The organism is Achromobacter sp. 2789STDY5608615 (genome assembly GCF_001298995.1).
GTDB classification, from domain to species: Bacteria; Pseudomonadota; Gammaproteobacteria; order Burkholderiales; family Burkholderiaceae_B; genus Achromobacter; species Achromobacter insuavis.
Window position 1 is genome coordinate 1 of record NZ_CYTY01000021.1, and the last position, 12,096, is coordinate 12,096.

At 69.9% G+C, this 12,096-nt stretch carries 14 protein-coding genes; 4 read left to right on the top strand and 10 right to left on the bottom strand.

The features are described 5' to 3' along the window. Positions 1 to 244: 244 nt before the first annotated feature. The 7 genes from AOZ49_RS18550 to queE form a co-directional block, all read right to left on the bottom strand. Positions 245 to 1,666: an efflux transporter outer membrane subunit gene (locus AOZ49_RS18550; protein WP_054477042.1), complete on the bottom strand. Its 1,422-nt coding sequence runs from the start codon at positions 1,664 to 1,666 to the stop codon at positions 245 to 247. Positions 1,667 to 1,721: 55 nt separating this feature from the next. Further along, entirely contained in the window at positions 1,722 to 2,642 is a 921-nt protein-coding gene (locus tag AOZ49_RS18555) for an efflux RND transporter periplasmic adaptor subunit (RefSeq protein WP_049073393.1), read from the bottom strand. A 2-nt stretch (positions 2,643 to 2,644) separates the two neighbouring features. Continuing rightward, positions 2,645 to 2,857, bottom strand: a complete 213-nt coding sequence (locus AOZ49_RS18560) for a DUF1656 domain-containing protein (protein WP_020927916.1) — start codon at positions 2,855 to 2,857, stop codon at positions 2,645 to 2,647. Continuing rightward, positions 2,854 to 4,902: an FUSC family protein gene (locus AOZ49_RS18565; protein ID WP_054477044.1), complete on the bottom strand. Its 2,049-nt coding sequence runs from the start codon at positions 4,900 to 4,902 to the stop codon at positions 2,854 to 2,856. The genes AOZ49_RS18560 and AOZ49_RS18565 overlap by 4 nt, the downstream gene beginning before the upstream one ends. Continuing rightward, positions 4,899 to 5,372, bottom strand: a complete 474-nt coding sequence (locus tag AOZ49_RS18570; protein WP_054477046.1) for a MarR family winged helix-turn-helix transcriptional regulator — start codon at positions 5,370 to 5,372, stop codon at positions 4,899 to 4,901. Before AOZ49_RS18570 ends, AOZ49_RS18565 begins: the two co-directional genes overlap by 4 nt. 175 nt (positions 5,373 to 5,547) lie before the next feature. After that, positions 5,548 to 5,991: a 6-carboxytetrahydropterin synthase QueD gene (gene queD / locus AOZ49_RS18575; protein WP_054431284.1), complete on the bottom strand. Its 444-nt coding sequence runs from the start codon at positions 5,989 to 5,991 to the stop codon at positions 5,548 to 5,550. Next, positions 5,988 to 6,620, bottom strand: a complete 633-nt coding sequence (queE, locus tag AOZ49_RS18580; protein WP_054431285.1) for a 7-carboxy-7-deazaguanine synthase — start codon at positions 6,618 to 6,620, stop codon at positions 5,988 to 5,990. The genes queD and queE overlap by 4 nt, the downstream gene beginning before the upstream one ends. Positions 6,621 to 7,123: 503 nt before the next feature. Here queE and arfB point away from each other — a divergent pair. The 3 genes from arfB to AOZ49_RS18595 are packed head-to-tail and all read left to right on the top strand — an operon-like array spanning position 7,124 to position 9,086. After that, complete coding sequence (arfB, locus tag AOZ49_RS18585) at positions 7,124 to 7,588, top strand: alternative ribosome rescue aminoacyl-tRNA hydrolase ArfB (RefSeq protein ID WP_054477048.1); 465 nt, start codon at positions 7,124 to 7,126, stop codon at positions 7,586 to 7,588. Between the two features lie 52 nt (positions 7,589 to 7,640). Beyond that, positions 7,641 to 7,982, top strand: a complete 342-nt coding sequence (locus tag AOZ49_RS18590) for an ArsR/SmtB family transcription factor (RefSeq protein ID WP_054431287.1) — start codon at positions 7,641 to 7,643, stop codon at positions 7,980 to 7,982. A 45-nt stretch (positions 7,983 to 8,027) separates the two neighbouring features. Beyond that, positions 8,028 to 9,086 (top strand): alkene reductase, encoded by a 1,059-nt coding sequence (locus tag AOZ49_RS18595; protein WP_054431288.1) that lies wholly within the window; start codon positions 8,028 to 8,030, stop codon positions 9,084 to 9,086. A gap of 49 nt (positions 9,087 to 9,135) precedes the next feature. Here AOZ49_RS18595 and AOZ49_RS18600 read toward each other — a convergent pair whose 3' ends face one another. Then, the gene (locus tag AOZ49_RS18600; RefSeq protein WP_054477050.1) at positions 9,136 to 9,987 is read right to left on the bottom strand and encodes a CPBP family intramembrane glutamic endopeptidase; all 852 of its coding nucleotides are present in this window, start codon (positions 9,985 to 9,987) and stop codon (positions 9,136 to 9,138) included. A 195-nt stretch (positions 9,988 to 10,182) separates the two neighbouring features. Between AOZ49_RS18600 and AOZ49_RS18605 the strand changes: the two genes are divergently transcribed. Further along, entirely contained in the window at positions 10,183 to 10,557 is a 375-nt protein-coding gene (locus AOZ49_RS18605) for an MAPEG family protein (RefSeq protein WP_054431290.1), read from the top strand. A 74-nt stretch (positions 10,558 to 10,631) separates the two neighbouring features. Here the strand turns inward: AOZ49_RS18605 and AOZ49_RS18610 are convergent, their stop codons facing one another. Both AOZ49_RS18610 and AOZ49_RS18615 read right to left on the bottom strand, forming a co-directional pair. Continuing rightward, a complete protein-coding gene (locus AOZ49_RS18610; RefSeq protein WP_054477052.1) occupies positions 10,632 to 11,066 on the bottom strand; it encodes a carboxypeptidase-like regulatory domain-containing protein in 435 nt (144 codons plus the stop codon). A 94-nt stretch (positions 11,067 to 11,160) separates the two neighbouring features. Beyond that, positions 11,161 to 11,955, bottom strand: coding sequence for an NRDE family protein (locus AOZ49_RS18615; protein ID WP_054477054.1), 795 nt, complete (start codon positions 11,953 to 11,955; stop codon positions 11,161 to 11,163). Between the last annotated feature and the right edge of the window lie 141 nt (positions 11,956 to 12,096).

Below are 12,096 nucleotides of genomic sequence, written 5' to 3' on the forward strand. Positions count from 1 at the left end.
GGGGGGGGCTTGCGGAGGGTCTTGCGACAGGTCCTGCGCTGCGGCGTGCAACGGGGCGTGAACGATCACGCGCGGCGAGCGCGGCGCGATGACCGTGCGGCAGCTAAGGAGACGCCGGCGAAGCGGCTGGGGTTACCGCGTCAGGCAACCGCGTCGAGTAACCGCGACGCCGCCGTGCGGGAAAGCCGGCCGCCAGGGCGCGCGGCGCGCGGTCTAGATGGACGGGCCGGGCGGCCCGCCGCGTCTACTTTTCCCAGCCGCCGCCCAGCGCCAGGAACACGGCGATCTGGTCGTTGCTGAGTTCGGCCTGGCCGGCGGCCAGCGCGCTTTCGCTGCTGGCCAGCGTGCGTTCGGCGTCGAGCACCGTCAGGTAGTCGGTCTTGCCGTACTGGAACAGCTGGCGCGCCTGCGACGCGGCCTGCGCCGCCTGGTCGCGCGCGGCCTGCAGCGCGGCCTGGCGGTCGAGCTGGCGCGCATACACCACCAGCGCGCTCTCGGTTTCGCGCAGCGCGTTCAGCACCGAGGCGTCAAAGCGCGCCACGGCGGCCTTGGTGTTGGCCTCGGCCTCGGCGATGCGCGCCTGCACCGCGCCGGTGTTGGGCAGCGTCCAGGAGATCAGCGGACCGACGCTCCAGCTGAAGGTGCCGCGGTCGCCGAACATGGCGGCCGGGCCGCCCGAGGCGCCGGACAGGCCCAGCGTGATCTTGGGATACAGGTCGGCCGTGGCCGCGCCGATGCGCGCGGTGGCGGCGGCCAGCGTGCGTTCGGCCTGGCGGATGTCGGGACGGCGGCGCAGCAGCGCGGCGCCATCGCCCACCGGAATCGTCTGGCTCAGTTGCGGCGCGGCGGCGCATTGCAGCAGCGTGGTCGGGATCTCGGCCGGGGTCTGGCCGGTCAGCGCGGCCAGGCGGTACAGCGCGGTGCGCTGCTGCGCCTGGAACGGCGGCAGGTTGGCGCGCAGCTGTTCCAGCTGGCTGCGGGCGCGGGTGACGTCGAGCGCGGTGCCGCGGCCGGCGCGTTGCAGCCGGCTGACGGCATCCAGCGATTCCTGCTGCACCTTGACCGAGTGTTCGGCCGAGGCCAGCTGCATGCCGGCCGAACACAGGTTGGCGTAGGCGCGGGTGGTCTCGGCCGCGACCGTGACGCGGGTGGCGTCGTACGCCGCCTGCGCCGACTGCGCATCGGCGCCGGCCGCTTCCACGGCGCGCCGGATCTGGCCGAACAGGTCCAGCTGATACGACATGCTGGCGCCGGCCGAGTACGACCAGCGGTTGGGCGGGTCGATGCCGGGCGCCAGTTCCTGGATGCCGGAGACGTGGCCGAAGGTGGGCGAGGCGTTCACGCCCAGGCTGGGCTGCTGCTGCGCCTGGGTTTCGCGCACGGCGGCCTGGGCCCGTTCGAGATTGGCGCTGGCCACGCGCAGGTCGGTGTTGGCCGCCAGGGCCTTTTCCACCAGGCCGTCCAGCACCGGATCGTTGTACAGCCGCCACCAGTGGCCGGGCACCTGGTCGCGCTGGAACACGCCTTCCCGCGCCTCGGCGAACGGCGCCTGCGCGCTTGGCCGGGTGGCGGCCGATCCGGCGGGCACCTGGTAGTCAGGGCCCACGGCGGCGCATCCGGCCAATGCGGCGGACAGCATCAGCGGCAGGAAGAATCTGGTGTTCATGGCGATTACGGCTTGGCGTTGTCTAGGAGATTGCGGGTTGGCAAAAAAGGCGTATTTAGGACGGTTGGCGCGCGTCGGTCCGCGTCTGCGCGGGCGCGGCGGCGGCGCCGACCGCGACGGTGGCGGTCTGGCCGGCCACCAGGCGCACGCCGGCGGGGACCTCGTCGATCTTCACGCGCACCGGGATGCGCTGCGCCAGGCGCACCCAGTTGAAGGTCGGGTTGACGTTGGGCAGCAGGTTGGCGCCGGTGCTGCGGTCGCGGTCGGCGATGCCCAGCGCGATGCTCTCGACGTGGCCGCGGATCTGGCGGTTGTCGCCCATCAGCGTCACGGTCACGGGGTCGCCTTCGTGGATGCCGGGCAGCTTGGTTTCCTCGAAATAGCCTTCGACGTAGAACGAGCTGGCGTCGACCAGCGCCATCACGCCGCGCCCGGCGCTGGCGTACGAGCCGGCGCGCAGGTCGAGGTTGGTGACGCGGCCATCGGTCACGGCCAGCACGCGGCTGCGTTCCAGGTTCAGGCGGGCGGTGTTCAATTGCACCTCGGCCTGGGCCAGCGCGGCCTCGGTCTGCTGCAACTTGGTCTGGCTCTGTTCCAGCGCCTCGGCGGCCACCAGCTGGCCGAGCGAGCGGTTGCGCTTGGCGTCGCGCAGCGCCTGTTCGCGCGCCACCTGTTGCGAGCGCACGGACGCTTCGGCCTGGTCGTAGGCCAGCTGGAAGCGCGCGCGGTCGATCTCGAACAGCACGTCGCCGGCCTTGACGTCCTGGTTGTCGTGCACCGGCACGGCGGTCACCAGGCCGGACACGTCCGGCGCCACCTGCACCACGTAGGCCTTGACGCGGCCATCGCGGGTCCAGGGCTCGACTTCATAGTGCACCCACAGCTGCCAGCCGGCGTAGACGGCGGCCGCGACCACGGCGGCGGTCACCGCGAATTTGCCGATGGCGGCGGGGCGCAGGGCATTGGGGAGTTTCATACCTATCTCTGCAGAAAGTAAGGGGAAATCAGGGAGACGCCATACAGCAGCACGATGAACAGCGCCAGGTCGAACAGCGCCGGGTGCCACACCAGGCGGTACAGCCCGGCGCGCGCCAGCACGCGGCGCACGGCCCAGGCCACGCCCAGGGTGACCACGCCCAGCACCAGCAGCCAGGGGAAATAAATGCCGTAGAGGTTGAATTCGCCGATCATGGTGTTTCCAGCGTGGGATGGGCGGGTTGGTAATCGGCCGCGTCGGGGAAGAAGGCGCGGCGCAGGCCCACCAGGGCCACCACGGCGCGGTCGCGCGCGGCGACGGTGCCGGGCGTGGCGCTGACGCTGGCCAGGGCCCGGTCGATCTGCGCCAGCATTTCCGGCGCTTTGTCGCCGCCGCGCCAGGCCGAGCGTTGACGGAAGAAGCGCGCCAGGCTGTCGAGCACCGGCGCGATGGTGGCGTCGGCCATGGGCAGGTGGCGGCGGGCGCGTTGCAGTTCGGTGATGTCGCGGCCCACGCGCAGGTCCTTGAGCGCATCGGCGGCGACCAGGTCGTCGGGCCGCTTGGCCATGGCCAGGCGCGGTTGCAGCAGGCCGATGCGGTCGAGCATGCGGGCGGCATAGGTGTGGCGGGCCGGGGCGCGCGGCGAGCTGGCCAGCGTGGCCAGTTCGTTCCAGTTGGCGGCCTGGATGCGGCGCGCGCTCCAGTCGGCGCTGACGGTGCGGAAGATGGCGGCGATGATCGCGGCGGTGGCCACGCCCATGCACTGCGCCACCTGGGTGTCGATGAACGACACCAGGTCGGCGGTGTGGGTGTCCTGCAGCGCCATGGCGCCCAGGAAGCCGAACAGCACCGCCATGGCCTTGCCGGTGGAGGCCGGCCGCGCGATGAAGATGCCCAGCACGAAGGCGGTGGGCAGCATCGCCAGCGCCAGCATCTCGAACGAATGGATGGCCGGCATGATGCCCAGGAGGTACAGCGCCGACAGCGGGATCGAATACACCGTGTAGGTCAGGAACTGCATGATGCCCGGCACCGGGTTGTCCTGCGAGGCGAAGAAGCAGCTGAAGATGGCGGCCATCATGGCGGCGGTGGCGCCGTTGCTCCAGGCCGTGCCGATCCAGAACAGGCAGACGGCCGAGATGGCGACGCCGGCGGCGGCGGCCGACAGCAGCGCCATGCCGCGGTCGCGGTGCAGCGCGCGATTGGGCGTGCTGGTGGCGGCGCGCGGCGCGCGCAGCGGGGCGCCGGCCAGTCCGGCGCGGATTTCGCGGCGCAGCGCCAGGCATTCGTCGTAGGTGTCGATCAGCTCGCGCAGCCGCGTCATGAGGCTGGCCAGCAGCGCGTCGCGCCAGCCGGAATGGCTGTCGATGGCGGGCGTCAGGCGCGCCACGGCGGCGCGCAACTGCACGGCGGTTTCATGGGTGGCCTTGGCGCCGGCGTTGATCCATTCGGAGATGTCGGCCAGCACTTGCGAGACCGGTTCGGGCAGCGTCTGGCCGTTGGCCTGCAGGGCGCGCATGCGGTCCTCGACCGCGGACACGGCGGGCGTGAGCGCGGCGATCTGGTCCTGCATGGCGCGCACCGCGCCGGCGGTCCAGCGCAGGTTGCCGGTGTCGAACGGCACGTGGGTCGACAGTAGGCGCAGCTGGGTGATGTCGTTGGCCAGCTCGCGGCGGTCGCGGTCTTTCTGTTCGGCGGTCTTGCCGCTCAGGGTGTCGTGGATCCAGAGCTTGGCGTCGCGCACCGCCTTGTCCAGCTGCAGCGTCAGGGCGGGCGCCAGGCCGCGGGGCAGCACGATGCTGTGGACCAGCGTGGCGCAGACGATGCCCAGGCTGATTTCCTCGACCCGCGCCAGCGCGGTGTCGAACACCAGCGACGGATCGGTGACGCTGGGAAAGCCGATCATGGCGGCGGTGTAGCCGGCCAGCATGAATAGATACGAGCGCGGCGTGCGGTCCAGCACCGACAGGTGCAGGCAGACGCCGACCCAGGCCACCATGGCGGCGGTCATGACGACGGGCGAATTGGACAGGCGCGGCACCATGTAGACGGTCATGGCCGAGCCGCAGAAGGTGCCGACCAGGCGGTACAGCGCCTTGGAGCGCACCGCGCCGGACCAGGGCTGGGCCACGATGTAGGCGGTGGTCATGGCCCAGAACGGGCGCGGCAGGCCGATGCTGTACGAAAGATAGAGCGCCATGATGGCGCTCAGGTAGCTCTTGAGGGAGAAGATCGTCTCGCGGACGTTGGGCAGTTTCATGGCCGCGGGTCCTCTTGCGCGCCGGCGGCGCCGCGGCCCAGCGCGGCCTTGAGCGAATCGAACACCCGCAGGCAGGCCTGCAGGTCGGCTTCGCTGACGCCGTCGAACAGGCGCCGGCGCAGTTCCACCAGCACGTCCTCGACCTGCTTGCGCAGGGCGTGGCCGGCCTCGGTCAGGTGCAGGGTCTTGGCGCGGCGGTCGTGCGGGTCTTCGCGGCGTTCCATCAGGCTGGCGGCGACCAGCTGGTCGAGCACGCGCACCAGCGACGGACCCTCGACCCCCAGCGCTTCGGCCAGCGCGCCCTGGCGCACGCCGTCGCCCAGCCGGCCGGCCAGGATCACGGGCCAGGCGGTGGCTTGCGACAGGCCGTAGTCGGCCAGGGCCTTGTCGGCGGCGCCGCGGTAGGCGCGCGACAGCACCATCAGGTTGGCGGTGGTGGCCATGAGTTGGGAGTCGGTGGGGGTGTCCATGGAAATCGATTGTATCCTATCTATTAGCTTACTATTAATTGAAAATGGCGAAGATCTCCATTGATTTTTTCAATCGGGAAAATCAGGGGCGGGCTTTCCGTGGGTGGAAAGACGGGGCGGCAAGCGCATGCTGTCGCATCGGCTTGCGGGCGGCCAGGCCGGCCGCCCTGGGCGATCAGCCGTTGCAGTCAGCCCAGCAATTGGGCGTTTCGTACAGGCGCACGCGGGTCAGGCGCAGGTCGGCGCCGTAGTGGCCGTGATAGTGCGGCGCCAGGATGCCGAAGATGATGGCGGCCAGGTTCTCGGCGGTCGGGATGCGGTCCAGCACCACGGTCTTGTGGCCGGGCATCGAGTCGAGGAAGCCGCGCACGGCGGTGTCGCCCTCGTACACCAGGAAGGCGTGGTCCCAGACGTCGACGACGTGGGTCTTGGCGATGCGCTTGATGTCGGCGAAGTCCATCAGCATGCCGTTGTCGGATTCGCCGGGGGCCTGGACGATGTCGCCGGTCAGGGTGATTTCGAGCACGTAGCGGTGGCCATGCATGTTGCGGCACTGGCTGCGGTGATCGGGAATGCGGTGGCCGGCGTCGAATTCAAGCCTGCGGGTCACGGAAATCATGGAATGCCTATGTATTTATGGGTCTGCAGGCTCAGGCGCCATTGCGGGTGCTGCATGCAGTACTGGACGGCCTGTTCGGTGTTGGCCAGGCGGGCGGGGCCATCCATGGGTTGCAGGAAGAAGTGTTCGAAGTCCAGGTGTTCGAAGCGCGGAGGCAGGGCGTTGGCCTGGGGGTAGACCAGCTTGAGTTCGTTGCCGCGTTCGATGACGACGGGGGCGGTGCCTTTGGGGCTGACGCAGATCCAGTCGATGCCGGGAGGCGGCTGGACGGTGCCGTTGGTTTCGATGGCGACGGTGAAGCCGCGGGCGTGGACGACGGCCAGGAGGGCTTCGTCCAGTTGCAGCAGGGGTTCGCCGCCGGTGAAGACGATGTAGCGGTTGGCGGTGTCGGGGCCCCAGGCGGCTTCGATGGCGTCGGCGAGCAGGTCGGGGGTGGCGAATTTGCCGCCGCCGTCGCCGTCGGTGCCGATGAAGTCGGTGTCGCAGAAGGTGCAGGCGGCGCTGGCGCGGTCGCTTTCGCGGCCGGTCCAGAGATTACAGCCTGCGAACCGGCAGAAGACCGCCGCGCGGCCTGCGTGGGCGCCTTCGCCTTGCAGGGTTTTGAAGATTTCTTTGGCGGTGTAGGTCATGGGGGAGTGGCGCTTGGTGGCGCGCCAGGGAGGGGCAAAAGCGCATTATTTTAGTCGGTCTTGGTTGCGGGGGGCTGGGATGTCCTTGATGTCGTGGGCTTTTTCTCCTTTGTTGGGGCGTTTGAGTGACGTTGCCGGGGGCTTCGTAGGTCGCCCTGGGCGCGGGCGGGTCGGGAGGCGGGCGCCCACGATTGCGGTCCGGAGCGTTCGCTCCGGACTGCCCCGTTGTCATCTTCGTCGTCGCCTGCGGCGACTTCCTTCAGATTCCCTCGGGCGCATCGAGGTTGCCCGCCTCCCGACCCGCCCGCGCCCAGGGCTGCGAATGTCTGGGTGCGTGGCGCTGCTGGGCTTCGGGGTTCTGGAGAGGCTTGCGGGGCCCGCCTTGAACGGCCGCGCGGGCGGCCGTTCAAGGCATACGCGAATTGGGGCGTTGGGGCGGTGTGCGCTGGCGCGCCTGCGCGGAGAGGCGTTGGGCCTGGCGAAGGCTTATATACTCTCGCGCTATGTTTCATGTTCAAGATTCTCTCCATATTGACGAGCGCGAGATTGAGTTCTCGATGATCCGGGCGCAGGGCGCGGGCGGGCAGAACGTCAACAAGGTGTCGAGCGCGGTGCATCTGCGGTTCGATGTGCGGGCGTCGTCGTTGCCGGCCGACATCAAGGATGCGTTGTGCGCGATGAGCGACCATCGCATTTCCAAGGAGGGGGTGATCGTCATCAAGTCGCAGTCGTTCCGCAGCCAGGACAAGAACCGGGCGGAGGCGATCGAGCGGCTGGTGAACATGGTGCGCGCGGTGGCGAAGGTGGAGAAGCCGCGGCGGGCGACGAAGCCGACGCGGGCGTCGCAGCGGCGGCGGGTGCAGCGCAAGGTGCTGCATGGCGAGGTGAAGCGGTTGCGGGGGCGGGTGCAGGGGGGAGTGACGGCCCCTCGGGTTCCGAAGAAGGCCCCTCGGCCGGCAGGGGTATAACGATATATCGGGATGTCTCGATATAAGATTCGATAAATTGCGATATTTCAATATGACGACCACTGCTGCCACCGCCGTCGAGGCCACCACGGAGATCGATGTCGACGCCATTCTCAAGGCGTTGGCCAATCCCGTGCGCCGCGAGATTTTGGGGTGGTTGAAGACGCCGCAGGCGCACTTCGAGGAGCGTCCGGGCCATACCTTCGAACACGGGGTGTGCGCGGGCCATATCGATGGGCGCTGCGGGCTGTCGCAGTCCACCGTGTCTTCGCACCTCGCGGTGCTGCAGCGCGCGGGGCTGATTTCGGCCACCAAGGTGGGGCAGTGGGTGTTCTTCCGTCGCAATGAACCCGTGATTGCCGCGTTCCTGCTGCAATTGAATCAAGACATGTAGCCTGCCGCCGCTACCCAAGCCCGCCCGCCGGGCACGAGGATTGTTATGAGCCTGCTGTTCGAACCCTTGCAAGTGGGGGAACTGACCCTGCCCAACCGCATCATCATGGCCCCGTTGACGCGCCAGCGCGCCAGCGAAGGCCGGGTGCCGAACGACCTGATGGTCGAGTATTACGTCCAGCGCGCCGGCGCCGGGCTGATCCTGACCGAGGCCACCTCGGTGACGCCGCAGGGCGTGGGGTATGCCGACACGCCGGGGCTTTGGTCGCAGGAGCAGGTCAAGGGCTGGCGCAAGGTGACGTCGGCGGTGCACGAGGCCGGCGGCCGCATCTTTGCGCAGCTGTGGCACGTGGGCCGCATTTCGGATCCGGTGTTCCTGAATGGCGAACTGCCGGTGGCGCCGAGCGCGATCGCGGCCGGCGGCCATGTCAGCCACGTGCGCCCCAAGCGCGGCTATGTGGTGCCGCGCGCGCTCGAGACCGATGAGATCCCGGGCATCGTCGAGGCCTACCGCCGCGGCGCGCAGCTGGCGCAGGAAGCCGGTTTCGACGGCGTCGAAGTGCACGGCGCCAACGGCTATCTGCTGGACCAGTTCCTGCAGGACAGCACCAACCACCGCACCGACGGCTACGGCGGCTCGCTCGAAGCGCGCGCCCGCCTGATGCTGGAAGTGGTGGACGCCAGCGTCAGCGTGTGGGGCGCGGGCCGGGTCGGCCTGCATCTGTCGCCGCGCGGCGATGCCCATACGATGGGCGATTCGGATCCGGCCACGACCTTCAACTATGTGGCGCGCGCGGCGCGCCGCCGCGGCCTGGCGTTCCTGTGCGCGCGGGAACACGAAGGCGCCGACAGCCTGGGCCCTCAGCTCAAGGAATCGTTCGGCGGCGTGTACATCGCCAACGAAGGCTTCACGCGCGAATCGGCCGAGGCGGCGATTGCCGCGGGCCGCGCCGATGCGGTGGCGTTCGGCGTGCAGTACATCGCCAATCCCGACCTGGCGCAGCGTTTCGCCCTGAAGGCGCCGCTGAACGCGCCGGATTCGTCGACCTTCTACGCCGCGGGCGCGGTCGGCTACACCGACTATCCGGCCCTGGCGACGGCCTGAAGCGCCGCGCCATTGCCGCCCGCAACGGGTCGGCAATGGCGTGGGCGCATCAATGCAGCGCGGCGCGCATCGGGTAGGTGAACAACCCGTAGTGCGCCGCGTTCAGGCCCAGATGGGCCAGCACCGCGGCCGCCAGGCCGCCATGGCGATAGGCCAGCCCGTAGGCCACGCCGGCGATGCCGGCCAGCAGCATCCATTGCCAGCCGCCGGCGTAATGCGCCAGCCCGAACAGCAGCGCGGCGATCAGCAGCGCCGCGCTGGGGCCCCAGGGGCGGTCGCGCCAGCACCGCGCCAGTTGCTGCTGCACGTAGCCGCGGAACAATGCTTCCTCGGCCAGCGTCACCAGCAACGCGTTATTGATCAGCCAGAGCCAGGCCGAGTCGGGCCATTTCGGCGTCCACCCCACCACCTGTAGCGCCAGCCCCAGCCCGAGGCAGGCCACGATGGCGCCCGCGCACGCGGCCAGCGCCGCGGTGAGCGTGGCGCGCGCGTTGGCGCCGGCCATCGCGGGCGCGGCGGCCAGCAGCACCCAGAACGCCACCAGCGGCTTGTCCAGGTTCAGGTACATGCCGAAGGGCACGGCGTCGGGCGTCAGCGCGGCGCGCGGAATCACCAGCGGATTGTGGAAGCCGGGCAGCCAGTGCAGGAACAGCAGCACCGCCAGGATCACGAACAGCGCATGGCCGGCGGCGCGGGCGGCCGGCGCCATGGCGGGTCGAACCAGCACGGCGGCCAGCGCCAGCAACGCGGGCCAGGCCAGCGCCAGGGGCTCGAGGCCGCCTTGCGTCCAGGCCCAGGCGTAGGCGGCCGCCAGCGGCAACAGCGCCCAGCGGCGCGTGGCCGGCGGCCACAGCAGGGCGGCGGCCAGGAACATCAGGGAGCCGGGAGAGGCGAGGGGCATGGTTCTTCCTGCGAGACAACGGGCGGCGCGTCACCGGCATCGCGTTCGCGGGAGGCGCCCAAAGGCGCAAGTGTAAGCGCCGGATTGCGCGGCCGCCGTCGGCCGCTTTTCATTTCCGCGCTTTCAGGCGACCATGCCGCAGCGGCGTTTCCCGCCCGGTGGCGGGAAGGAGCACGTTCCGCGCAAGGAGCAGCAATGAAATTGATCGCATGGTTGATGTTGGCGGCGGCGATCCTGCCGTTCGTCTGCACGATCGTCGCCAAGGCCGGCGGCAAGAAGTTCGACAACAACGATCCGCGCGCCTGGCTGGCGCGGCAGGAAGGCTGGCGCGCGCGCGCCAACGCGGCGCAGGCCAACACGTTCGAGGCGCTGCCGTTCTTCTACGCGGCGGTGCTGTTCGCGCTCTACAACCAGGCGGCGCCCCTGCACGTGGCCACGCTGATGGCCTGCTGGCTGGGCGTGCGCCTGGGCTACCTGGCGATGTACCTGGCGGGCTGGGGCGCGCTGCGTTCGCTGGTCTGGGCGATCAGCGTGGGCTTCATCATCGCCATCCTGTTCGCGGGCGTGTAGCCCGCTTTCGGGGTCCATGCAGGGTCCGGGGCGCCCCGCGCGCCCGGCCAGGCCGCATGGCCATCAGCGTCGATTCACTTCCACTCGAACACGGCGCGCGCGGTGCCGCTGTTCTGCACGTTGACCTCGCGTTCCTGCGCCTTGCCGTTGTAGGTGGCCGAGACCTTGTAGCTGCCGGCGGGCAGCTTGACCAGCATGTAGGGGCCCTGAGCTTCGGCGTGCAGCACCTGTTTGCCGTGGCCATCCTGGATGACGACGGCGACGTTGGCGACATAGTCGGCCTTGCCATCGCGCTGGGCGGCGAAGGTCAGCGACAGGGGGTAGTCCTTGGCGGCGGCCTTCATGGCTTCGGATTCGTCCAGGCCGATGCCGCCGCTGACGTATTGCACGCTGCCCTGGTGCTGGACGGCGGGCAGGGCGGCCTGGGCGGCGGTCAGGAAGCCGGCGAGGGCCAGGGTGCCCACGGCCATGGCGGCGGCCAGGGTGCAACGTTCGATGCGCTTGTTCATGCAATTCTCCTTGAAGGGATGATCACGCAAGAAATTCGACCGGCATGCCGGCGGCGAGTTCGCCGTCGGCTGTCCGTCGTCGCGGGGGGGCGGACTATCCAAGCGTATCGCTCGCGCCACGATCGCGCCAGGCGAATGCCAGCACGCTTTCGCCGCTGGCGCCGCCGTCGGGGGCAAAACGCTTTTCGGTCAATTGGCCGCTGCCGTCGTCGCACAGCGCCAGCACGGTGGAGCTGCGGGTGCCATAGTTCGGACTGACGATGAAGGGGCTGCTCAATAGTTTTTCGCGATCCGGCGGCAGGCCGGTGGCCGGCAGGTCGGCGTCATCGGCCGGGCTGCGGTCGGCCAGCGCCTGGAACAGCGCGGGCAGGTCGGGCTGGGGGCCGCGCGCCAATACGCGTTCGAAGGCAGCCTTGGTGCGCGCCAGCTTGGGCCAGGGCGTGTCCAGCAGGTGGTTCGACAGCGCGTAGACGCCCGGCGCCAGGCGCCGCGGGGCGCCGTCGCGGTTGCTGGCGTACCAGGCGCCGCGGGCATCGCCGACGATCAGGTTGAAACCGTTGTACGCCTGGCCGGCGGCATGCGCGGCGGCGATGTACTCGGCGGCCGGCGCGTGGCCGCGCAGGAAGTCCTCGACCAGCGCGCCGCGCGAGGGCGCATCGGCGATCTGGCGGCCGGGTTCGCGGAAATTCGTGACCAGCGCGTAGCGGCCGTCGCGGGTCGCGCCCATCCAGGTGCCGCCGGCCAGGCCGTCGCGGCCGCCGTATACGTCGGCGGCGTCGGCCCATTGCGCCGCCGGCAACGTCGGCCGGGCGTGGAATTCATCGCGGTTGGCGGCGATCAGGACGGGAATGCCCGGCACGGTATGCAGGGCGAGGACGGCGAGGCACATGGTTCAGTCCGGTTGGATGGTGTGGGACGGCGGGCGGGCGCGGCCGGGTTCGGCGGCGAAGCCCGGGCCGGCGAGCGTGGCGCGCAGCGCCTCGATGGCGCCGGCGGCTTCGCGCAGCGCGGGGGCGTCCGTGGCGATGGG